Below are 22,964 nucleotides of genomic sequence, written 5' to 3' on the forward strand. Positions count from 1 at the left end.
CTTGATCCACCGGCTGGGCGTGCTGCTGCAAAACATCCACCGCATGATGAGCCATCTGCCCAACACCCTGCTGGCTTTCATCGCCCGCTTCTCCATCGCTGCGGTGTTCTGGAAGTCGGGCCAGACCAAGATCGAAGGCTTGGCTATCGACATCGTCAGCGGCAACTTCACGCTCGGCATGCCCCGCCTATCGGACAATGCCATCTTCCTCTTCAAGGAGGAATACAAGCTGCCACTCCTGTCGCCAGAAATCGGCGCAACCATGGCCGCGCTCGGTGAACACATCCTGCCCATCTTCATCTTGTTTGGCCTAGTCACCCGGCTTTCGGCGTTGGGCCTGTTGGGCATGACGATGGTGATCCAGATCTTTGTGTACCCCGACGCTTACCCCACCCACGGCACCTGGGCCGCCGTGCTGCTCTACCTGATGGCCCACGGTCCAGGCAAGCTGTCGATCGACGCCTGGATCGCACGCCGCCACGGCGGCTGAGCCAACTCACTGGCGGGTACATACAAAGCAGACGGAGCACATCATGGGCATGTTCACCGGTTGGTTCGGGTCCCACCTGGCCCGTTATTTATCCAACGAAGCACACATCCACAGCAGCGCCCCGCCGACCCGGGCCGAGCGCTTGCTAGAGACGCTGCAACCGGGCGATGTGCTGCTGGTGGAAGGCCACAGCCGCTTCAGCACCGCCATCAAATACCTCACCCAATCGACCTGGTCACATGCGGCTCTGTATGTGGGGTCCCAGGCTCTGGAGGCCAGCCAAGCGCCGGCTAGGCATTGTTTTGTCGAGGCCGATGTGTCCGAGGGCATCCGAAGTGTGCCGGCGGCCCTGTTCGAGGGCTATAGCACCCGCATCTGCAGGCCCGCCGGGTTGAGCGGGGATGAGATCGCGCAGGTGATCGCTTATGCGGTTGCCCGTCTTGGTCACCGGTACGACCTGCGCAACGTGTGGGACCTAGCACGTTACCTGCTGCCCACACCACCGGTGCCGGTGCGTTTTCGGCGACGCATGTTGTCGCTCGGCAGTGGCGACCCGACCCGGGCCATCTGTTCTACCCTGATCGCGCAGGCATTCCAGTCCATCAACTACCCCATACTCCCCATCATCAACAGCACCAGTCTCGACTGCCCCGACTGCCCCCATTGCGTGCAAGAGATTCTCAAAGTGCGTCACCACAGCCTCTTTGCCCCGCGCGACTTTGACGTGTCGCCGTATTTCGCGGTGGTCAAGCCGAGCCTACAGGCCGGGTTCGATTTCCATGCGTTGAACTGGGAAACCGACCAGCTTCCCGGTTTCGCCCCCGAAGGAGGCGCTGGCGCCCCGGTCACCGCGCCTCCGAAAATGCCAGCGAGGAACGTGTACTGCTGACGCCGGCTTGACAACCCAAGTCGGAATGCGGTGATTGCCAAGCAAGGGGCAATGGACTGGACGTTGCCCCTCGCGGCACAACGACAGGCTGCAGATGGCAGGTCGATGTCAGCTACCCGGCCTCGCCTTGAAAGGTTACTATGACCGCCATGCGTCGGGAACCACCGCTGGCGGTCGAATCCCCAACGTCTCTTTTCAGCCTTTGTGCGTCATCTCTTCGCTGCTCTTGAGCAAACCTGAAATTGTGGCTATCAGGATGCGCTCTGAATGAGAGGTGCAACCTGTTCGCAGGCTATCAATTCGTCGGCATCACACACGTCCAGTGGCATGTTCGTTGGCGCAGGGGGAAAATTGATAGCGTTGCGCATCTACGCCAGCCGCGCTTGTTTTTGACCGGCGTCAAGCCTGGAAAAGCGGCAACATGCCACAGTCAGACTGACATGCCCTAAGTGCTTGCCCGGCCGTGCCTACTGAATCAACCCCAATCCAACCCTCCCGCCACCCTTCCGATACCGCTGGGCGGCCTGCGGTGTTCATTGCGCGGGGGCTGACCAAGACTTACCAAATGGGCGAGGTCAAGGTTCATGCTTTGAAGGAGGTTGACCTGAGTGTGTACCGGGGTGAATTCATTGTGTTGCTGGGCCCGTCAGGCAGTGGCAAGTCCACTCTTTTGAATATTTTGGGTGGGCTGGACCGCCCCAGCAGCGGCCAGGCCCAGTTTGATGATCATGACCTGGCCGCGGCTACCGACGCGGAATTGACAGAATACCGGCGCGAGCATGTCGGTTTTGTGTTTCAGTTCTACAACCTGATTCCCAGCCTGACGGTGCGGGAAAACGTGCAATTGGTGACAGATATTTGTGAGAACCCCATGCCTGCCGAAGAAGCGCTGGGCATGGTAGGCCTGGCGGACCGGCTGGATCACTTTCCGTCCCAGTTATCGGGTGGAGAGCAACAGCGCGTCGCCATTGCGCGAGCAATTGTGAAACGCCCCCAGGTGCTGCTCTGCGACGAACCCACTGGTGCGCTGGACTACATCACCGGCAAACTGGTGCTGGAGGTGATTGAAAAGATCAACGCTGAGTTGGGCACCACCACCATCGTCATCACCCACAACGCGGCCATTGGCGGCATGGCAGACCGGGTGCTTTACCTGGGCGGCGGGCACATTCAGCGGGTTGAGCCGAACGCCCACAAGGTCAAACCGTCCGAGTTGGCGTGGTGAAGGGCATGGGGTGAAAGCGCTCAACCGCAAACTGCTGCGCGACCTGCGCCTGATGTGGAGCCAGGCGCTCACCATCGCGCTGGTGGTGGCCAGCGGCGTGGCCGGGTTTATTGCCAGCTTCAGCGCCTACGACTCTCTGTCATGGTCACGCGATCGTTATTACGCCGATGCGCGTTTTGCCGATGTGTTTGCCACCCTGAAACGTGCGCCGTTGGCGCTGGAGCGCCAATTGGCCGCGCTGCCCGGCGCCGCGCATGTGAAAACATCCCTCAAACAAGACGTTCCCATCAGCCTTCCGAATGTGGCCGACCCCATCATTGGGCGTTTGATTGGCCTGGACGCCCAGACGCCCCAGCGACTGAACAAGGTGGCGCTGCGACGCGGAAAACTGCCAGCACCACACCAAAGTGGCGCTATCGAGGTGCTGGTCTCAGAAGGCTTTGCCATCGCCCGCCAATTGCACCCCGGGGACCGGATTCACGCCCTCATCAACGGAAAACGAGAAGAACTGCTGATCGTTGGTCTGGCTTTGTCCCCCGAGTACATCTTTGCCGGCTTGGCAGGCTCACCGGACCAACGGGGGTTTGGCGTTTTCTGGCTCGACCGCCAAGCTCTGGCAGCCGCCTACAACATGGAGGGTGCCTTTAACCAGGTCGCCGTTCGGCTGGCGCCCGGCGCCACCGAAGGCCCGATCATTGACGGATTGGATCGGCTGCTGGCGCCCTATGGCGGCGTGAGCGCGCATGGGCGTGACCAACAAATGTCGGACGTCATGCTCAGCTCCGAGATCAAGCAACAAAAGGCCATGGGCACGGTGTTGCCCAGCATATTTCTGGCGGTGGCGGGTTTCCTGCTCAACGTCGTGCTGAGTCGCCAGATCGCGACGCAGCGTGAGCAAATTGCGGCCTTGAAGGCACTGGGCTATCACAACCGCGCCATTGGCCAGCATTACCTGACCCTGGTGTTGCTCATCGTGGCGCTGGGCGTGGGCATTGGCATTGCGCTGGGGGCCTGGCTGGGGCACGGTTTTATGGGCTTGTACGCCGAGGCGTTCCGGTTTCCTACGCTGGCTTACCGGGTCAAACCGGTGCTGTTGTTGGCTGCAGTGGGCGTGGCGGTACTGGCGGCGGTGTTGGCCACCCTGTTTGCCATTCGGGACACGGTTCGACTGGCTCCGGCAGAGGCCATGCGCCCCCCTGCCCCTGGCAATTTCAAGCCCATGCTGCTGGAGCGCTGGGGCCTGCAACACTGGATGAGCCCGGCCGCCCGAATGGTGGTTCGCACGATGGAACGGCGCCCGCTGCGCACGGGCCTGACCATTTTTGGCATCGCGGCGGCCATGGCCATTGTGATCACCGGTGCCTTTTGGCGAGACGCCATTGGTGAGCTGTTTGACAACCAATTCCACCAAGTCTGGCGGGGTGACGTGTCGCTTTCATTGATTGAGGTCAGCCCGGCCCGGGTGTTGCATGACTTGGGCAGGCTGCCCCACGTCACGGCCGTCGAAGGGACGCGTACCGTGGCTGTGAAGCTGGTGAACGCGCACCACCAATGGCGCGGCGCCATTCAGGGCAAACCCGCTCAGCCCGAACTCATGCGTGTGGTGGGGCGTGGTTTTAGAGTGCTGACACCCCCAACCTCGGGGTTGTTGATCACCGACCGCCTGGCCAATCGCCTTCAAGTCGGCCCTGGCGACTGGGTGCGGGTGGAATTGCAAGAGGGGCGCCGTGAGGTGATGTCCCTGCGGGTGAGCGGTGTGCTCACTGAAATTCTGGGCATGAACGCCTACATTGAACGCCGCACCCTGAACCGGCTGCTTCGTGAGGGCGATGTCGTCAACCAGGCCACGCTGGCGGTGCAGCGAGGGCACGAGGTTCAACTGTTGAATACGCTGAAGGACTTGCCTCGGGTGGTGGGTGCCGTCAGCAAATCAGTCATGAAACAGAACATTGAAGAGGTCACCGCTCGCAACATTCTGGTGTTCAGTGTGGTGCTTACCGCGTTTGCCACGGTGATTGCCATTGGCGTGGTTTACAACAGTGCCCGCATTGCTCTGGCTGAGCGCGCGTGGGAACTGGCAAGCCTTCGGGTGCTGGGGTTCACCCGGGCCGAGGTGTCCACTTTTTTGCTGGGGGAGCTTGCCATTGAGATCGTGCTGGCAACGCCCTTGGGCATGGTGCTCGGCTATCTGCTGGCCTCTGGCATCGTGCAATTGATCAAAAACGAGGAGTTTGACTTTCCCATGGTGATATTGCCCGCCACGTATGCCTACGCGGTCATTGCGGTGGTCATTGCCGGACTGGTCAGCGCCTTGGTGGTGCGTCGCAAGGTGGATACGCTGGATTTGGTGGCGGTCCTTAAAACCCGGGAATAAAAAATGAAGCCTTCGGAAAAGAACATGAAACAAAAACTGATCTGGGTCGTGGCCGGTCTGGCGATGCTGGCACTGCTGGTTTGGGCGTTGATGCCCGCCCCGAGGGAAGTGGAAGCCGCGTTGGTCACCCAAGGTCGGTTTGAACGCGCGGTTCAGGAGGACGGGAAGACCCGTCTGAGGGAACGCTACCAAATATCTGCCCCACTCAGTGGCCACCTCGATCGGATCACCCTGAAACAGGGCGACGACGTCGTGCAGGATGCTCAGGTGGCTCGCCTGTGGCCCAGCATACCGCCCTTGCTAGACGCACGCAGCCGCGCTGAACAACTGGCTGCCAACTCGGCCTTGCAGGCCGCCCTCGTCCGATCACAGACCATGGTGGAGCGGGCTGGCGCCGCACTGGCACAGGCGCAGGCCGATCTTCAGCGCAGCCAATCGCTTGAGAAACAAGGTTTCGTGGCGCCCGCCAGGCTAGAAGCGGATCGCCTCAACCTGCGCCTACGCGAGCAGGAGTTAGCCAGCGCCCGCCAGGACATTGTGGCCGCTCGCTTCACGCTGGCCCGCTCGCAGGCCACGCTGGAGCCGGTATCAAGTAACGGCCGGGCCGGCTCACCGTTTATCGTTCGCTCGCCTGTGACCGGCAAAATATTGAACGTCCTGCAGCCCAGCTCAGGCATGGTCATGGCGGGCACACCTTTATTGGAAGTGGGTGATGCCACCCGCCTTGAAGTGGTGGTCGACGTGTTGACAGAAGATGCGGCCCAAATTCGTCCTGGCACGCCCGTCCAGTTGAGCAATTGGGGGGGGCCAGACACCCTTCACGGCACGGTTCGACGGGTGGAGCCAAGCGCCTTCACCAAGGTATCGGCTCTGGGCGTGGAGGAGCAACGCGTCAATGCACTGATCGACATCCTGTCACCGGCTGCGACATGGTCGAATTTAGGCGATGGTTTCAAGCTGGACGTGCGAATTCTGGTCCAAGTAGAAGAAGACGCCGTGCTGGTTCCCGTGAGCGCCTTGTTCCCCCTAGGCACTCGCTATGGCTTGCTGGTGCTGGACGGTGGACGTGCGAGATTGCAGGAAGTTGACGTCGAAGCGCGCAACGGCAGTAGCGCCTGGATCAAATTTGGGCTCCCCGTGGGTACCCAAGTGATTGTTTACCCTGACAGCCAGCTTCAAGACGGCGAGCGGGTCAAGACACGCTAAACCAGAGCACCGGCAGCAGGCCCAACATCTTCTTCGTCGTCCAGAAAGACGACGCAATTGCGCCCGGTGCGCTTGGCTTGGTAGAGAGCACGATCGGCGCGGTCCAGCAGACCGACCCCTGTCCAGGAGTCGGTGGCGACAGCCACCCCCACACTAACGGTAATAGGGAATCGAGGCCACGCAAAGTCTTCAATGGCCAGGCGAATTCGCTCAGCAACGGCCATTCCCGCGCCCCGCCCCGTGTCCGGCAAGATCAATACCAACTCTTCACCCCCATAGCGGGCGACTTGATCGTAGGGTCGCGCCTGCGCCAACAGCACGGAGGCCACTTGCTGCAGGGCCTGATCGCCCGCAATGTGGCCAAATTGATCGTTGAATTCCTTGAAGCGATCAACATCAACAAAAATCAGCGCCATGGGCGCACCTGTGCGTTCGGTGCGCGCAAGCTCTTCGCACAGCGCATCGTCAAAAGCACGTCGATTATTCAAACCAGTCAAAGGGTCCAGCATTGCCTGCTGGCGAAGCAATTCATTCACGGACTCTAATTGTTTTTGGTATCCCTCCAACTGGAGTTGCCGCAACTGCTGCGTAACGGCCATAGATCGCAATTTGGCCTCGGTGTGCCGCAACTCCAGCAAGGAAACCACTTGCCGGGACAGAGCAAGCAATGCGGCTTTGGAACGCGAATCCAGTGCTCTGGGAACCCGGTCAATGACACACACTGTGCCCAGCTTGACGCCAGAGGGGGTCACCAAAGGTGCACCGGCATAGAACCGAATGCCGGGCTCCCCGATTACAAAGGCGTGATTGGCAAAGCGAGGGTCGTTTGCCATATCCCTTACCTCCATGACTTCCATTTCGCTGGCAATTGCATGCGAGCAAAAAGCATCTTGAATCGGTATTTGTGACACTTTCAACCCCACCCGGGCCTTGACCCACTGACGCTCTGTATCCAGCAAGGACACCATCGCAATGGGAACGTCACAAATCGCAGCGGCCAGTTTGACGACGTCGTCATAGGCTTGCTCTGCCGGTGTGTCCATGATCTGGTAAACGTCCAAAGCTTTCATCCTTGTCGCTTCGTCAGGAGACACAGGTGACGTCATAGGTGGATCCTCCGCATTATTTCTTTATCATCATACCGGTTTGCCTACTTTACGGGGTGACACACCACGGCGCGGCATCATGCGCATACGCCATCCAAAGCGCCCAGGCTGCGCTTGCGGCCAAGGCAAATCCAGCAACTCTGACCCCCCAATCACCCGTGCTTCCCCCGCCCAATCGCAACCAAAGCCAAGGCCCCGCCAACAAGGACACACCGGACCCAAGCGCAAACAAGGCCATCACCATGGCGCCATCCACGGCTTGACCACTAAGCGAAGCAACCAACAATGCCGAGTACAACAGGCCACAGGGCAGAAACGTCCACAAAGCACCAATGACCAGCGGCGCACCTCGCCCACGCCCTTGAGCCAGGGAGCGAGCCCCCGCCCAAATTTTGCGCCCAGTTGCCTCCAGCCAGATGGGTTGCCGGGCTTTCCACATCAGCAACAAACCTAGTACCAAGGTGGCGACGTGAAACAGTGTCCATACGGGTCGAAGTGCGGTCGACTGAACCGTCAGCCAGCCTAGCCCTTGCATGGAAGCAGCCGCCAGCGCGCCCAGTGCGGAATAGCCCACCAATCGCCCCAATTGAAATCCAAGCAAAGCAGAGTTTTTATAAGGGCCGGCTGCTTGACCAATGCCAGCGCAGGCCGCGCCACACATGGCAATGCAGTGCGGCCCACCGGCCAGTCCCATTAATAGTGCGGTTACCGCGAGAGAAGTCTGCATCACGCAATGCTAGATGACTTTTGAAAACTGGGCGCGTGTGCGGTCAGTCTGTAGATACCGGTCAAAGACCGTGGCCATGGCCCGGACAAAATGCAGGCCGGGCTCAGACACATGGATGCCAGCATCATCTACTGTGGCCAGCCCCTGATCCGTGAAAGGCGCCAGTGACTACAATTCGGAGGCAAAGTAATGGCGGAAATCGATGAGATAGGCCAATTCAACAGACTCAAACGAGACATCCCCCTGACACATTAGTGACATGATGATGGCGCGCCGAATCAGGTCATCACGGCTCAGGGCGACACCACTAACAACCGGAAAAAGATCCTGATCCAGGCGGTCAGAATATGACTCCATGGTTTTCGCGTTTTGGCTGTAACTGGGACCAACTCGCCCAATGACAGATACACCCAACTCGATCAAATCGCAGTCAGGCTGGGTGCTGAAGCCCTGAAAATTGCGATGCAGACGACCCTGTCGTTTGGCAATGGCCAACACATCGGTGGGCAAGGCGAAATGAGCCAGGCCAATGAACACATAACCAGCAGCTCGCAACGCCGCAATTGAGTTGGAATGCATGACCAGATTGGCCGCGTCGCTAGGAAGCGCAGCGGTGCTGATATGGCGCTGCGGTTTGAAGTGCGCCGGCCGGTGGGCGTAGGCATAGAGTGCGATGCGGTCGGGCCGCCACTCGATGACTTGTGACAGCGTACGCTCGAACGATTCCGAACTTTGTTGGGGCAGGCCATAAATCAGGTCCACGTTGATCGAATCAAAACCGCGCTGGCGGGCATCCTGAAACAGTTAGACCACTTGCTCAACAGGTTGAATCCGGTGTATCGCCATTTGAACTGCCGGGTCAATATCCTGAACGCCAATACTCAAGCGTTTAAAACCCAGCAGCATCAGTGCGTCCAGTCGATCGGAATCCAGGGTGCGCGGATCGATTTCGATGACGTACTCACCGGCCGGAAGCATTTTGAAATTTCGCCGCAACATGCTCATCAAATCGCCCAGCTGGGCATCGGTCAAAAAGGTAGGTGTGCCGCCTCCCACATACAGTTGACTCACCGACTGCCCCGCGCCCAACTCGGCCGTGTGAAGCTCTACCTCGCGACTCAAGTAGTTCAAATACGTGTCCGCATGTCCATGCTCACTTGTAACGACTTTGTTGCAGGAGCAGAAGTAGCACAGCGTTTCACAAAACGGAATATGCACATAAAGGGACATCGGCCGTGCGGCCACCGTCGGCCCAGAGCGGCGTTGGGCCAGCGCCTGCTTGTACTCAAGCTCGGCAAAGGCCTCGACAAATCGATCAGCGGTAGGAAAGGAGGTGTAGCGGGGACCAGAAGCATTCAACCGATTGAGCACGTCATTTAAATCAGGGGGGGCCGCATCGGCATTCATAGGCAATCCTTGGCAAGGCTGGAAATATGCCTTCAACCCCACATCAAAACCTTGACTCAGATCAACCTCGAATGAAATAGGACCTGCCAATTGATTTGACCTACATCAGGAAGTGCGGGGTCAGACGTCAATTGGTGCCAGAATGGTCTGCATGAACCCCATCACCTTAAAAGTCGCATGCTCCAGTTGCAATCTGAAGGAGCTGTGTATGCCACTTGGATTGACGCCGGACGAATTGGACCGTGTCGACGAAGTGGTGGCGGCGCGACGCAAAGTCAAGCGAGGTACAACGCTGTTTCGAACCGGTGAGAGGTTCACCAGTCTGTACGCCATTCGCACTGGTTTTTTCAAAACCAGCGTCGTCTCTGAAGATGGCAAGGACCAAGTGACCGGGTTTCAGATGGCTGGAGAAATCATTGGGCTGGATGGCATCGTGAATGACCAACACACTTGTGACGCTGTTGCCTTGGAAGATGCCGAGGTATGCGTCATGCCTTTTAATCGCGTTGAAGAAATCTCGCGGGAAGTGATTTCATTACAGCGCCATGTGCACAAAATCATGAGCCGCGAAATTGTGCGTGAGCACGGCGTGATGTTGCTGCTGGGCAGCATGCGCGCAGAAGAGAGACTGGCCGCGTTTTTGCTGAATCTGGTTCAACGATTAAACGCCCGTGGGTTTTCAAAAACCGAATTGGTCCTGCGCATGACGCGCGAGGAAATTGGAAGTTACCTGGGCTTGAAACTGGAAACCGTGAGCCGCACGTTTTCGAAGTTTGTGGAAGACGGCATTGTGGAAGTCAAACAGCGCCACATTCGTATTGTGGATGCCGAGATGTTGAAAGACATCGTCAACCCCAAAGCCTGCAATTGATCACACAGACCCATTAAAGAAAGCCGGATCATCCGGCTTTTTTTGTGGGCGCCCCGCGGTCTGTAGTTCGCAGGGAGCCCAACTTTGAGCCCGCAGTTACTTGGGCATGATCACGCTGTCAATCACGTGGATCACGCCATTGTCAGCCACGATGTCTGTCGCAGTGACCTTGGCGCCATCCACCATGACACCTCCCATAGTTTTGACAGTGATCTCAGAACCCTGAACAGTTTTGACTTTGCCGGCTTTGACATCGGCAGCCATCACTTTGCCGGGCACCACGTGGTAGGTCAATACCGAAGTCAGCTTGGCTTTGTCTTTCAACAGCGCATCAAGATCAGCTTTCGGAATTTTGGCGAAGGCCGCATCAGTCGGGGCAAACACGGTGAACGGGCCTGGGCCTTTCAACGTGTCAATCAAACCGGCAGCGGTCAACGCCGTGGCCAGGGTTTTGAAAGTCCCAGCAGAAACAGCGGTGTCAACAATGTCCTTCGCTTGAACAGAAAAAGCGACGCCAAAAGCCAACGCGGTTGCAAGAATGGTTTTTTTCATGGAGCTCTCCTAAAAATGAATGTCAGGTATGACGCGTCAAAGATGTGACGTGGCCGAATAATACAACCAATAAGTATCCATAATTTCTTTATGGTTTAAATTATTACTAATTGGTATCTTTATGAGTTGAAAAGAACCATTGGCTGAACTAACCTCAGAAATGCCTCGCTTCAAGAGCGTATTGCCCATCTACCGGCTTGAACATTGTTCAGCGACGACGCACCACTCGCAACAAGGTTTGACAAAAACTATACGGTTGGTTACGGCAACCTCTTCCTTGTCAAGCCTTGGAAATTGGGTCGTCCATCGCAGCAACAATGTCACTTGACACTGGAGTGACTAAAGGGTTCCCAATAGAGTCAATTTAAGGAGAACCATGTCTGCTCACTGCTGCGAACACGAAACACCCACCGCATCGTCCTTCGAAAACATGGATCGGTACCGGCGAATCCTGTGGATTGCCTTGATCATCAACGCCTTCATGTTTTTGGTGGAGATCTTGGCGGGTTACACCTCGGGTTCGCTGTCGCTATTTGCTGATGCGATTGACTTCGCCGGCGACGCTGCCAACTACGCCGTGTCTCTTGCAGTCTTGTCGGCGGCCTTGGTTTGGCGCGCCCGCGCCGCAATGGTGAAGGCGCTCAGCATGATCGCCTTTGGACTGTTCATTCTGACGCGGGCGGCGTGGGCCGCCCTGAACGGCGCCGTGCCAGACGCGCCGACCATGGGAGCGATCGGTTTGGTAGCACTGGTAGCCAATGTGGCCGTTGCCTGGATGCTGTACGCGTTTCGTGAGGGTGACGCCAACATGCGCAGCGTCTGGCTGTGCTCACGCAACGACGCCATTGGCAACCTAGCGGTAATGGCCGCCGCCGTGGGTGTATTTGGCACCGGGCAAGCATGGCCTGACGCGGTGGTGGCTGCGATCATATCCGGTCTGGCCTTGCATGGCGGCTGGCAGGTGCTGCGCCAGGCCCGCACCGAACTGGCGGCTGGCCCAGCCAATCATGAGCACGGTGACGCGGGCTGAAATAGCTACTTATTTGATAGCTGCCTTCGCTTACTCCATATGCCTATAGTGCCATTTCTCATCACAATATAATACTGGCATGAATGCCCCAGACGCACCACTTTTTTATACAGCGATCACCGAACCCGACCAGCAACAATTTGACGCATGGACCGAGCAACCCCTGCTAGTCTCCATGGAGCAAGGCGGCATCGATTGGCCCAGCTCTTGCCGGGGCGGCAACTGCCGAACCTGTATCGGAAAGCTCTCGAAAGGGTCGGTTCGTTACGAGATGGAATGGCCTGGCCTGAGTGCCGAAGAGAAGGCTGAGGGCTACGTCCTGCCTTGTGTGGCCTACCCTTGCTCAGACCTCACGTTGGGTCGAGAAGACCTATGACGCCGACCGCGAGTCGGGCCTGGGGACTTTCTTGAACCGAATTTTTCGGTCCAGCTCAATGGCATCTTTCTTCACCTGACGCTCAGCATCCATCTTCTGCCCTGCGGCCAACCACTCTGCAAACTCCTCTGGCGTTTCCAGCGTGATGCGTCCCATTAGAGCGGCGCGGAAATCGTAGATGGCAATTTCTGCCGCTTTCTGAAGATTTATCTTCTTGCCGCCCTGCAACGCGCCCCGCTTTCGGCCAATAGCCTCCAGCAAAACCTCATCGGTCATTTGGGCCACGCCCTCGAGCTTGAAACGGCCCTCGACATTGGCCGGGTAGTGGGCAATCAAGTAATTCAAAAGCTCGAGCGCCACCTCTTCTTCATTGAAGGCATTACGCCCAATGGCGCCGCTGGCCGCCAGGTTGTAGCCACTTTTGGCAACAATGATGCGCGGCCAAAGTACGCCCGGCGTGTCATAGAGGTAGAAGTCGTCGGCCATCGAAATCCGCTGCTCCAACTTGGTAATACCGGCTTCATCGCCTGTCTTGGCCGCCCGCTTGCCCGCCAAAGTATTGATCAATGTGGATTTACCCACGTTGGGAATCCCGCAAATCAGCACCCGCATGGGTTTGACCATGCCACCCCGGTTTGGCGCCAGCGCGAAACACGCAGTTGCCAACGCTTTGGCAGGCGCCGTCATGCTCGCATCCAGGCCAATGGCCTTGGTATCGGGCAGTTGGTTGTAGTGGGCCAGCCACTGATCTGTGCGCACCGGGTCGGCCAAATCTTGCTTGTTCAGCACCTTGAGCGCGGGTTTGCCCGCCGTCAACTCCGCCAGCATCGGGTTCGCACTTGAACCCGGCAAGCGCGCATCCAGAAGTTCGATCACGACATCAATATTCTTGATGCGATCGCCGATGGCCTTTTTGGTCAAATGCATATGACCAGGGAACCATTGAATAGCCATTATTTGTCCTTATCGTGGCAAGCAATGGTGCGCCACCGCACCAATAATGCCGATGGCGCATTGTCCCCTGCTTGAGAGGCGGTCAGCGCATCCAGTCAAAACAACACGTTGACCGGGATAAAAGCGCGGCCAGCCTAGCGAGACTTCGCCTCTATGGCTGCTTTTAGCCGGGGCAGCATAGCCTGCATGGCCGCTCGGCCAGCCAAAATGGAGCGGCGCCGGGTACTAAAGTCGGAACTGCCCACGCCCACCAACGACGGACGCACGACAACATCAGCATCCTTCAATTCAAAGTCATTGATGCTTTTTCCCATGATGGCAAAGGTTTGCATCAAAATCTGCAAGGTATCGGTCGCGGGATTCCCCTCTGGCGAGCTGGAAATGTCCACGGCGATGACCAACTCCGCCCCCATTTGTTGTGCGTACCTCACTGGCACGGGAGACACCAGTCCGCCATCGACATATTCACGCCCTGAAATCTTGACCGGCTGGAACAACGCGGGCACGGCACTGGACGCTCGAACAGCCGTGGCTGTGTCGCCCCGGCGAAACAACACGCCAACACCGCTATTTAAATCGGTGGCGACAATGCCCAATGGCAGAGACATCGCTTCAATGGGTCGCCCATCCACTTGGGCGCTGACATAGCGAGCCAGCGCTGCGCCGCGCAACATGCCCCGGCTGAAAATAGGAAGCGTCCAATCCGCAAAGGTGGCCTCTTCCATGGTTTCTGCGATCTGCTGAAGTTCAGCGCCCTTTTTACCATCCGCATACAAAGCAGCCACCAGGCTCCCCGCAGAGGTGCCAACAACCAGCGACGGTTGAATGCCCGCCTCTTCCAGCACTTGAATCACGCCTACATGGGCAAACCCACGCGCGGCACCGCCGCCCAGTGCGAGTCCAATTCGAGGCGCTTTTTTAACGACGATCAGGGGCGCAGCAGCAGGGGCCGCTGGCGCAGTCGGGGCGGGAACCGTTGCGCAGCCCCAAAGTGATGCCACACACAGACCTACCAATACGGGTCGCCAAAATGCTCTTTGAAATTTCATTTAATGATAATGATTCGCGTTTGTGTTAGCATAATATTTTATCTTAAAGCACCTTCAAGCCATGATGATCAAACACATTCCTGCGGCATGCGCTATTTTGTTCAGCTGCGTGAGCGGCTTCGCTCAAGAGCAGACTCTGAACATTTACTCGGCCCGTCACTACCCCACAGACGAAGCCCTGTACACCAATTTCACCAATGCCACTGGCGTCAAAATCAACCGCGTCGATGCTGATGACGCAGGTATCTTGGCCCGTTTGAAAGCGGAAGGCACTTCCTCACCCGCTGATGTGATCTTGCTGGTTGACGCGTCCCGCTTGTGGCGCGGCGAGATCGAGGGACTGTTCCAGCCCATCAAATCCAAAGTTCTGGACGCCGCCATTCCCGCCCAATACCGCGGTAAGGTGAGCAGCGATGGCGGCACACCCTGGTTTGGCTTTTCCACCCGCGCTCGTGTCGTGGTTTACAACAAGGTCAAGGTCCAAAAGGAAGATGTGGACACCTACGAAGAGTTGGGCGACCCCAAGAACAAAGGCAAACTTTGCATCCGGTCTGGCTCCCACCCTTACAACCTGTCCTTGTTTGGTTCCGTCATTGAGCACATGGGCGAGCAAAACGCCGAAAACTGGCTCAAAGGCATGGTCGACAACATGGCGCGCAGCCCCAAAGGCGGCGACACGGACCAGATCAAAGGCGTGGCCTCTGGTGAGTGCGGCATTGCAGTCACGAACTCCTACTACCTTGCTCGCTTGATGCGCTCGGACAAGCCAGAAGACAAAGCGGTCGTGGATCGCATTGGCGTGGTTTTCCCCAACCAATCCAGTGGGGGAACCCACGTGAACATTGCGGGTGGAGCCGTCGCCAAAAATGCAAAGAACCCAGCCAATGCAGTGAAGTTCCTTGAGTACTTGGCCAGCGCACCGGCGCAAGACCATTTTGCCAATGGCAACAACGAGTGGCCGGTAGCCAATGGCGTGAAAATTAACAACGCTGCACTGCAAGCCATGACAGGTGGATCTTTCAAGAGCGAAACAATCCCAATCAGCGTGGTTGGGATGAACCAAGTCAAGGTTCAGCAAATGCTTGATCGCGTGGGCTTCAAGTAAGGCGCTTCTTTGCAACGGTTATCCTTGGTCGCTTTTTCCGATCGGGAAAAGCGACCAAATAAGGATAACGATGAAACTATTAAGCATTGCCGCGACGCTTGTCATTGCACTAAGCGCCGGTGTTGTGATTGGCGGCCAAGTGGGCATCCTCAGTGGAAAAACCCCTGAAAACCTCGGCGTCAACGCGGGAAAACTCCACCCCCCCTCACTCAATCCCAACAGCGTCAGCAGTCAGGCTGCGCTATATCCAGAGCATCCGCAAAGAGAATACGCATCCATTTCGCCTTTGACCTACTCAGGCGATGGAACTGCTGCAATGAGCAAATTGGCCCTGATACTGAAGAGCCAAAAGGGAACCAAGCTCATCACCTCTCAACCCGATTACCTGTATGCGCAGAGCACCACGGCGGTGCTCAAATTCACAGACGATGTGGAGTTTTGGCTCGACGGCCAGAATTCGGTGATTCAGGTACGCTCTGCGAGCCGATTGGGCCGCAAAGACTTTGGCGTGAACCGAGCCCGGATTGAAGCTATCCGGGCTCAATTCTCCTCTTAGCCTGCGGTCGCCTCGCGGGCTTCGGGCTTGGACTTGCCCTCTTTCTTGGGCAGCGGCTGAATGTCCAGCAAGACTTCTGTCTTGCTTTCATCCTTATCATCCAAGTCAACCGTCAAGCGCCCGCCATCCGTCAAGCGGCCAAACAGCAACTCATCTGCCAAAGCACGGCGAATCAAATCCTGAATCAGCCGTTGCATAGGCCGTGCACCCATCAGGGGGTCAAAACCTTTCTTGGCCAAATGTTTGCGCAACTTGTCAGTGAAGGTGACCTCCACCTTTTTGTCAGCCAATTGCGCCTCCAGTTGCAGCAAGAACTTGTCAACCACCCGCAGAATGACAGTTTCATCCAGTGCCTTGAAGCTCACCACCGCGTCCAAGCGATTGCGGAACTCAGGCGTAAACAGACGCTTGATGTCCGCCATCTCATCACCCGACTCCCGTGGGTTCGTGAAGCCAATGGTGGCTTTGTTCATCGTCTCGGCACCCGCATTGGTGGTCATGACGATGATCACATTGCGGAAATCTGCCTTGCGCCCGTTGTTGTCCGTCAGGGTGCCGTGGTCCATGACCTGTAGCAGCACGTTGAAGATCGCAGGGTGCGCTTTCTCGATCTCGTCGAGCAACAACACACAGTGCGGCTTCTTGGTAACGGCCTCAGTCAGCAAACCACCTTGGTCAAAGCCTACATAGCCAGGAGGCGCGCCAATCAGGCGGCTCACAGCATGCTGCTCCATGTACTCACTCATGTCAAAGCGAATGAGGTCAATGCCCATGATGTAGGCCAGCTGCTTCGCGGCTTCGGTTTTACCGACACCGGTGGGACCGCTGAACAGGAAAGAACCAATCGGTTTGTCGCCTTTACCCAGACCCGAGCGGGCCATCTTCACGGCGGAGCTCAGCATGTCCAGGGCTTTATCCTGACCGAAGACGACGTTGCGCAGATCGCGCTCAAGCGTTTTCAGCTTGCCACGGTCATCGTTGGAGACGTTGGCTGGCGGAATGCGCGCAATTTTGGCGACGATTTCCTCAACCTCAGACTTGCCAATGACTTTCTTGCGTTTTGACGGCGCCAAAATTCGTTGCGCAGCGCCGGCCTCATCGATCACGTCAATCGCTTTGTCTGGCAAATGGCGGTCATTAATGTATTTGGCACTCAACTCCGCAGCAGCCTGCAGGGCAGCCACGGCGTACTTGACGTTGTGGTGCTCTTCAAAGCGGGACTTCAACCCTTTCAGAATATCAACCGTCTGGTCAATGGTGGGCTCTACCACATCGATTTTTTGGAACCGACGGGACAAAGCCGCATCCTTTTCGAAAATACCGCGGTACTCGGTGAAGGTGGTCGCGCCAATGCACTTGAGCTGGCCCGAACTCAAACCGGGCTTCAACAAGTTAGAGGCGTCCAGGGTGCCGCCTGACGCGGCGCCAGCACCAATCAGCGTATGAATCTCGTCAATGAACAGCACCGCATGGGGCTTTTCTTTGAGCGATTTCAAAACGCCTTTTAAACGCTGCTCGAAATCACCTCGGTACTTGGTTCCAGCCAGCAAAGCACCCATGTCCAGCGAGTAAACAATGGCTTCGGCCAAAATTTCAGGCACGTCCTTTTGCGTGATGCGCCAAGCCAAACCTTCCGCAATAGCGGTCTTTCCAACGCCAGCTTCACCGACCAGAAGCGGGTTGTTTTTGCGGCGGCGGCAAAGAATCTGAATGACGCGCTCAACTTCGTATTCGCGACCAATCAGCGGATCGATCTTGCCGTCCTTGGCCAACTGGTTGAGATTGACCGTGTACTGCTCCAGCGGCGAGGACTTCTCGTTCTTCTCAGACCCGCCCTCCTCCCCTTCAACCTGGCTTTCGCCGGCTTTTGATGGCTCTGGGGGATCGCTCTTCTTGATGCCGTGTGCAATGAAATTCACCACATCCAGGCGGGTAACACCCTGCTGGTGCAGGTAATACACGGCGTGGGAGTCTTTTTCACCGAAGATGGCGACCAACACGTTGGCGCCAGTCACCTCTTTTTTGCCACTGCCCGTGGATTGCACGTGCATGATGGCGCGTTGAATCACGCGCTGAAAACCCAGGGTCGGCTGAGTGTCAACGTCATCAGACCCCGCCACTTGGGGCGTGTTGTCCTTGATGAAGTTGGTCAGCGATTTGCGCAGGTCATCAATGTTGGCTGAACACGCCCGAAGCACCTCCGCGGCACTGGGGTTGTCCAGCAGGGCCAGCAGCAGGTGCTCCACCGTGATGAATTCATGGCGCTGTTGACGGGCTTCAACAAACGCCATATGAAGGCTGACTTCCAATTCTTGGGCAATCATGTTTTTCCTTTAATAGCTTTGTTTCGATCTAACTGTAATCCGATTTGGGCATCAATACCTTGCATTCAACCCCAGCCCTAAAAATCGACTGGTTCACTAATGCATTTCAGGGGATGACCGGCCTGCGCAGCGGCGTCGAGCACCTGATCCACCTTGGTGGCGGCAACGTCTCTTGAATAGACGCCGCAAACCCCTCTGCCATCCAAGTGAATTTTCAACATGATTTGTGTTGCTGCTTCCAAATCCTTCGCAAAGAACTCCTGAATGACAACGACCACAAACTCCATAGGGGTGTAATCGTCGTTGAGCATGACCACTTGGTACATCTGGGGCGGCTTGGCTTTCAGCGTGCGCCGCTCCAGCACTACCGCCTCGCCTTCATCACGCTCAGGCAGTTGGACCAGTGGCGTCTTGGGTATTGTGGGTTTTTTGGTTGCCATGATTTCATTCTATCGAGCGCGCCATCGCACCGCCCCAAGGAGGTGAAATGGTGGCAATTTGAGGCGTTTCAAGCCTAAAAAACAAAAAACCGCCCGCGGCTGAAGAGCCCGGACGGTCCTTTATCGTACGAGGCAGCTCCGCGCCCCTCTCATTCAACAACGCTTACATATTGTCGATCATGACCTGGCCAAAGCCCGAGCAGCTGACCTGGGTGGCGCCATCCATCAGGCGGGCAAAGTCGTAGGTGACCTTTTTGCTTTGGATGGATTTCTTCATCGAGCTGATGATGAGATCGGCCGCTTCCGTCCAGCCCATGTGGCGCAACATCATTTCTGCCGAGAGAATCTCGGAACCGGGATTGACGTAGTCTTTGCCGGCGTACTTGGGCGCTGTGCCGTGTGTTGCCTCAAAACAGGCCACCGAATCCGACAAATTCGCACCAGGCGCAATACCGATGCCACCTACTTGTGCTGCCAAAGCGTCGGAGACGTAGTCTCCATTCAAGTTCAGAGTGGCGATGACGCTGTATTCAGCAGGGCGCAACAAGATTTGCTGAAGGAAGGCGTCAGCAATGCTGTCCTTCACGATGATGTCCTTGCCGGTTTTCGGATTCTTGAACTTGCACCAGGGTCCGCCGTCAATCAACTCTGCGCCAAACTCTTTTTGAGCGAGGGCGTAAGCCCAATCACGGAAGCCACCTTCGGTGTACTTCATGATGTTGCCCTTGTGAACAATGGTCAGGCTGGGCTTGTCGTTGTCAATGGTGTATCGCAAGGCCTTGCGTACCAGGCGCTCGGTGCCTTCACGCGACACCGGCTTGACGCCAATGCCAGAGGTGTTGGGGAAACGAATCTTGGTGACACCCATTTCGTCTTGCAAAAATTTGATCAACTTCTTGGCCTTGTCGGACTCGGCCTCAAATTCAATGCCTGCATAAATGTCTTCCGAGTTCTCGCGGAAGATAACCATATTGGTTTTGTGTGGCTCCTTGACCGGGCTGGGCACGCCGTCAAAGTACTGGATGGGGCGCAGGCAGACGTAAAGGTCAAGCTCCTGACGCAACGCCACGTTCAGAGACCGAATGCCGCCGCCCACCGGGGTCGTCAGCGGACCTTTGATGGACACCACATATTCGCGCAGGGCCTGCAGGGTCTCTTCGGGCAACCAGACGTCAGGACCGTAGACGTTGGTGGATTTCTCGCCGGCAAACACCTCCATCCAATGGATTTTTTTTTGGCCAGCGTAAGCTTTGGCAACGGCAGCATCCACCACCTTGAGCATCACAGGCGTGATGTCCATCCCGGTGCCATCGCCTTCGATAAAGGGAATGATCGGCTGGTCCGGCACCGTGAGTGACATATCGGCGTTGACGGTGATTTTTTGGCCTTCTGAGGGCACCTTGATGTGTTGGTACATATAGCAAAGTCTCCGTGATGTGATTCAGTCTGCGCGTTGTCAAAGCCGAAGGTGACCGAAATAAGTAAGTCGGACCAGGCTACTTGACGCAAAAAATATTTTAGAGCCAAAAGACCACCCGGGACTGTCACTTTGGCGAGGCCGCACCACAGATGGCCCCACCGCATGATGTGCCACAACCTTTCCCAATTGGCTCGGGGCGGCAAAGTCTCAGCCAAATTGCCCCGCAAGCACTTGGACCGGCCTTTTGCGCCAAAATCGGGGAATGAAACTCCTCGCCATTGCCCTGCTCGGTTTGAGCGCTTCTTTGAGCGCCTTCAGCCAGACCTCCGACGCCCCCCAATTGGATTTGCCGCGTATCAAGCTCGCAGCGGGCATGTACCTGATCGACACGCAGGTCGCGCACACCAACGAGCAACGCCAGATTGGACTGATGCACCGGCCCACCATGCCCCAAACGGAAGGCATGTTGTTCGTCTTTGACGAACCGGCAACCCAATGCTTCTGGATGAAGAACACCCTGTTGCCGCTGACGGCCGCGTTTGTCGCCGACGACGGCCGCATCGTGAACCTGGCCGACATGAAGCCCAGGACCACTGACTCGCATTGCTCAACCCAACCGGTTCGCTTTGTTTTGGAAATGAACCAAGGCTGGTTCGCCAAGAAGGGGCTCAAAGCCGGATCCAAACTCGGCGGCACCCCGTTCAGTGCCAAATAAAGCTTCTCAGAAAATCCATTTTTCATAGCGGCCAGCGACCATCCGACGAGCGCTAGAGCCGCAATCGGCATAAAAAAAGCCACCGAAGCTCGGTGGCTTTTTTCACGCCTTAGGCGCAGATCGCTCAGGCGAAATTGGCTTCAGCAAAACCCCAGTTCACGAGTTTGTCGAGGTAAGCCTCAACAAACTTGGGGCGGGCGTTGCGGTAGTCGATGTAGTAGGCATGCTCCCACACGTCCACGGTCAACAAGGCTTTGTCAGCGCTGGTCAACGGTGTGCCGGCCGCGCCGGTGTTGACGATGTCCACCGAACCGTCGGGCTTCTTGACCAACCAGGTCCAGCCAGAGCCAAAGTTGCCCACAGCGGACTTGACGAAGGCTTCCTTGAAAGCCGCGTAAGAACCCCACTTGGCGTTGATCGCTGTGGCCAACGCGCCGGCAGGCTCGCCGCCGCCGCTTGGTTTCATGCAATTCCAGAAAAAGGTATGGTTCCAGATTTGTGCGGAGTTGTTGTAGATGCCGCCGCTGGATTTTTTGACGATCTCTTCCAGAGACATCGACTCGAACTCGGTGCCTTTTTGCAGGTTGTTCAGGTTGACCACGTACGCGTTGTGGTGCTTGCCGTGGTGAAACTCCAGGGCTTCCTGGGAGTAATGAGGCGCCAAAGCGTCAATAGCGAAAGGCAGAGCTGGCAGGGTATGTTCCATGGGGTCCTCTTGAGTTTGTTGTGTTGAACAACGATTGTAGAAACTTTAGTTAATTGGGTCCGGTCACCCGCAAATCAACCGCGCCGTCGGAAAGGGTGGCACGCACGGCCTGACCCGGCGCAGTTTGCGACACGCTGCTAATGGTGTCGCCCTGAGCCGTAGTGAGCCACGCATAGCCTCGTTGCAGCACCAGACTGGGGTCAAGCAACCCCAAGCGCAGCGCCGCGCGTTGCAAGCGATCATCCTGTCGCTGCTGCCCTCGACTTAGCGCCGTGGGCAGGGCCGACTGCACCCCGTCCAGCGTCTGCCGTTCCTGGCGCAGAACTTGACGGGCCGACAACTGCAGGCGCTGGGCAGCAGATGCCAAGCGACCGTGCTGACGGGCCATCAAGGCCGACGGGCGGCCGATGCGGGCGGCCGCCACATCCAGTCGCTGGCTTTGCTGGTCCAGATGGCGCAGCACCGTGTCATCCAGGCGCTGGGCGGCGCGGTCCAGCGCGTTGAGCCAGACATCGCGTGGTTGGGACACCAGTTCGGCGGCAGCCGTTGGCGTGGGGGCTCGGAGATCGGCGACAAAGTCGGCGATGGTGAAGTCGGTCTCATGACCCACACCGCACACCAGCGGCACCGGGCTGAGCGCCACGGTGCGTGCCAACTGCTCGTCGTTGAAAGCCCACAGATCTTCCATCGACCCACCACCCCGCACCAAAATAATCACATCAATGATCGGCTTTTCTGCGCTTTTGTCCCGCAATTTCTTTGGCGTCAAATCAGGCTCCAGCGCTCGTCCATCCTGCGCAAGACGGTATAAATTTGATAGCGCCGAGATAAGTTCACGGGGTGCCTGAGAACCTTGCACCGAAGCCGGCGCGACCACCACAGGAATGTGCGGCACCCGCCGTTGCAAAGCGGTCATCACATCGTGCAAGGCAGCCGCTCCCAAAGACGTGACGACGCCAATGCCACGCGGCATCACGGGCAACGGGCGTTTTCGCGCCGGATCGAACAAGCCCTCACCTTCCAGCTTGGCTTTGAGTTTGAGGAACTGCTCGAACAAGGCGCCCTGGCCGGCCCGACTCATGCTCTCGACAATCAACTGCAAATCGCCCCTGGGCTCGTAAACACCCAGGCGACCCCGCACCTCGACCAGTTCACCATCACGCGGCGCAAAGTCAAGGCTGACCGCAGCGCGGCGGAACATGGCACAACGCAGTTGGCCACTTTCATCCTTCAGCGAGAAGTAACAGTGGCCGCTAGCCGCTCTTGAAAACCCGGAAACTTCCCCCTTCACCGTGACAGGGTTGAAGCGAGCCTCCAGCGCATCGGCAATGGCGCGGCACAGCGCGCCAACGGGCCAAACCCTGGTTTCTGGCACCGGCGATGATCGATCAAACATTGGGAAGACATCTAGACAGGTGACGCACGTCCGTCACCATGCCAGC

21 protein-coding genes and 1 pseudogene are annotated in these 22,964 nt (G+C 57.2%); 11 read left to right on the top strand and 11 right to left on the bottom strand.

Annotated elements, in window-relative coordinates:
- Nucleotides 1–43 precede the first annotated feature (43 nt).
- The 5 genes from J8G15_RS06290 (at nt 44) to J8G15_RS06310 (ending at nt 6,184) form a co-directional block, all read left to right on the top strand.
- Nucleotides 44–490 carry a DoxX family protein gene (locus tag J8G15_RS06290; RefSeq protein ID WP_240538543.1) on the top strand — a complete coding sequence of 149 codons (447 nt, stop codon included), beginning with the start codon at nt 44–46 and terminating at the stop codon, nt 488–490.
- Nucleotides 491–533: 43 nt separating this feature from the next.
- Nucleotides 534–1,379 (top strand): YiiX/YebB-like N1pC/P60 family cysteine hydrolase, encoded by an 846-nt coding sequence (locus tag J8G15_RS06295; protein WP_240538463.1) that lies wholly within the window; start codon nt 534–536, stop codon nt 1,377–1,379.
- A 565-nt stretch (nt 1,380–1,944) separates the two neighbouring features.
- Nucleotides 1,945–2,604 (top strand): ABC transporter ATP-binding protein, encoded by a 660-nt coding sequence (locus tag J8G15_RS06300; protein ID WP_210547491.1) that lies wholly within the window; start codon nt 1,945–1,947, stop codon nt 2,602–2,604.
- 10 nt (nt 2,605–2,614) lie between these two features.
- Nucleotides 2,615–4,978 carry an ABC transporter permease gene (locus J8G15_RS06305; protein WP_210546667.1) on the top strand — a complete coding sequence of 788 codons (2,364 nt, stop codon included), beginning with the start codon at nt 2,615–2,617 and terminating at the stop codon, nt 4,976–4,978.
- A gap of 24 nt (nt 4,979–5,002) precedes the next feature.
- A complete protein-coding gene (locus J8G15_RS06310; RefSeq protein WP_210546668.1) occupies nt 5,003–6,184 on the top strand; it encodes an efflux RND transporter periplasmic adaptor subunit in 1,182 nt (393 codons plus the stop codon).
- On the opposite strand, the gene J8G15_RS06315 is transcribed toward J8G15_RS06310, so the two are convergent.
- The 3 genes and pseudogenes from J8G15_RS06315 to hemN form a co-directional block, all read right to left on the bottom strand.
- Nucleotides 6,181–7,290: a sensor domain-containing diguanylate cyclase gene (locus J8G15_RS06315; protein WP_210546669.1), complete on the bottom strand. Its 1,110-nt coding sequence runs from the start codon at nt 7,288–7,290 to the stop codon at nt 6,181–6,183. The genes J8G15_RS06310 and J8G15_RS06315 overlap by 4 nt on opposite strands.
- A gap of 49 nt (nt 7,291–7,339) precedes the next feature.
- Entirely contained in the window at nt 7,340–8,017 is a 678-nt protein-coding gene (locus J8G15_RS06320) for a sulfite exporter TauE/SafE family protein (protein WP_210546670.1), read from the bottom strand.
- 9 nt (nt 8,018–8,026) lie between these two features.
- A pseudogene (gene hemN, locus J8G15_RS06325) lies at nt 8,027–9,424 on the bottom strand (oxygen-independent coproporphyrinogen III oxidase).
- Between the two features lie 151 nt (nt 9,425–9,575).
- On the opposite strand from hemN, the gene fnr reads away from it, so the two are divergent.
- A complete protein-coding gene (fnr, locus tag J8G15_RS06330) occupies nt 9,576–10,295 on the top strand; it encodes a fumarate/nitrate reduction transcriptional regulator Fnr (protein ID WP_210546671.1) in 720 nt (239 codons plus the stop codon).
- A gap of 96 nt (nt 10,296–10,391) precedes the next feature.
- Here the strand turns inward: fnr and J8G15_RS06335 are convergent, their stop codons facing one another.
- Nucleotides 10,392–10,847 (bottom strand): fasciclin domain-containing protein, encoded by a 456-nt coding sequence (locus J8G15_RS06335; protein WP_210546672.1) that lies wholly within the window; start codon nt 10,845–10,847, stop codon nt 10,392–10,394.
- Nucleotides 10,848–11,223: 376 nt separating this feature from the next.
- Here J8G15_RS06335 and J8G15_RS06340 point away from each other — a divergent pair, with 376 nt between their 5' ends.
- Both J8G15_RS06340 and J8G15_RS06345 read left to right on the top strand, forming a co-directional pair.
- Nucleotides 11,224–11,877 carry a cation diffusion facilitator family transporter gene (locus J8G15_RS06340; protein WP_210546673.1) on the top strand — a complete coding sequence of 218 codons (654 nt, stop codon included), beginning with the start codon at nt 11,224–11,226 and terminating at the stop codon, nt 11,875–11,877.
- A gap of 79 nt (nt 11,878–11,956) precedes the next feature.
- The gene (locus J8G15_RS06345) at nt 11,957–12,253 is read left to right on the top strand and encodes a 2Fe-2S iron-sulfur cluster binding domain-containing protein (protein ID WP_210546674.1); all 297 of its coding nucleotides are present in this window, start codon (nt 11,957–11,959) and stop codon (nt 12,251–12,253) included.
- Here J8G15_RS06345 and ylqF read toward each other — a convergent pair.
- Entirely contained in the window at nt 12,248–13,207 is a 960-nt protein-coding gene (ylqF, locus tag J8G15_RS06350; protein ID WP_210546675.1) for a ribosome biogenesis GTPase YlqF, read from the bottom strand. The genes J8G15_RS06345 and ylqF overlap by 6 nt on opposite strands.
- Before the next feature lie 134 nt (nt 13,208–13,341).
- Complete coding sequence (locus J8G15_RS06355; RefSeq protein WP_210546676.1) at nt 13,342–14,256, bottom strand: patatin-like phospholipase family protein; 915 nt, start codon at nt 14,254–14,256, stop codon at nt 13,342–13,344.
- 64 nt (nt 14,257–14,320) lie between these two features.
- Between J8G15_RS06355 and J8G15_RS06360 the strand changes: the two genes are divergently transcribed.
- Entirely contained in the window at nt 14,321–15,361 is a 1,041-nt protein-coding gene (locus tag J8G15_RS06360; protein ID WP_370627541.1) for an extracellular solute-binding protein, read from the top strand.
- A 70-nt stretch (nt 15,362–15,431) separates the two neighbouring features.
- On the top strand, nt 15,432–15,917 hold the full coding sequence (locus J8G15_RS06365) for a DUF1499 domain-containing protein (protein WP_210546678.1): 486 nt from the start codon (nt 15,432–15,434) through the stop codon (nt 15,915–15,917).
- On the opposite strand, the gene clpA is transcribed toward J8G15_RS06365, so the two are convergent.
- The 3 genes from clpA to icd all read right to left on the bottom strand — a co-directional run bounded on the left by clpA (nt 15,914) and on the right by icd (nt 20,098).
- Nucleotides 15,914–18,241, bottom strand: coding sequence for an ATP-dependent Clp protease ATP-binding subunit ClpA (gene clpA / locus J8G15_RS06370; RefSeq protein ID WP_210546679.1), 2,328 nt, complete (start codon nt 18,239–18,241; stop codon nt 15,914–15,916). The two genes, J8G15_RS06365 and clpA, sit on opposite strands and share 4 nt — an antisense overlap.
- Nucleotides 18,242–18,318: 77 nt before the next feature.
- On the bottom strand, nt 18,319–18,681 hold the full coding sequence (gene clpS / locus J8G15_RS06375; protein WP_210546680.1) for an ATP-dependent Clp protease adapter ClpS: 363 nt from the start codon (nt 18,679–18,681) through the stop codon (nt 18,319–18,321).
- 163 nt (nt 18,682–18,844) lie between these two features.
- Nucleotides 18,845–20,098 carry an NADP-dependent isocitrate dehydrogenase gene (icd, locus tag J8G15_RS06380; RefSeq protein WP_210546681.1) on the bottom strand — a complete coding sequence of 418 codons (1,254 nt, stop codon included), beginning with the start codon at nt 20,096–20,098 and terminating at the stop codon, nt 18,845–18,847.
- Nucleotides 20,099–20,363: 265 nt separating this feature from the next.
- Here icd and J8G15_RS06385 point away from each other — a divergent pair, with 265 nt between their 5' ends.
- The gene (locus J8G15_RS06385) at nt 20,364–20,816 is read left to right on the top strand and encodes a DUF192 domain-containing protein (RefSeq protein WP_210546682.1); all 453 of its coding nucleotides are present in this window, start codon (nt 20,364–20,366) and stop codon (nt 20,814–20,816) included.
- Between the two features lie 124 nt (nt 20,817–20,940).
- On the opposite strand, the gene J8G15_RS06390 is transcribed toward J8G15_RS06385, so the two are convergent.
- Nucleotides 20,941–21,522 carry a superoxide dismutase gene (locus J8G15_RS06390; RefSeq protein WP_210546683.1) on the bottom strand — a complete coding sequence of 194 codons (582 nt, stop codon included), beginning with the start codon at nt 21,520–21,522 and terminating at the stop codon, nt 20,941–20,943.
- A gap of 49 nt (nt 21,523–21,571) precedes the next feature.
- Nucleotides 21,572–22,918 (bottom strand): exodeoxyribonuclease VII large subunit, encoded by a 1,347-nt coding sequence (gene xseA / locus J8G15_RS06395; protein WP_210546684.1) that lies wholly within the window; start codon nt 22,916–22,918, stop codon nt 21,572–21,574.
- Nucleotides 22,919–22,964: the final 46 nt, after the last annotated feature.

It is taken from the genome of Rhodoferax sp. PAMC 29310 (assembly GCF_017948265.1).
Lineage (GTDB): Bacteria > Pseudomonadota > Gammaproteobacteria > Burkholderiales > Burkholderiaceae_C > Rhodoferax.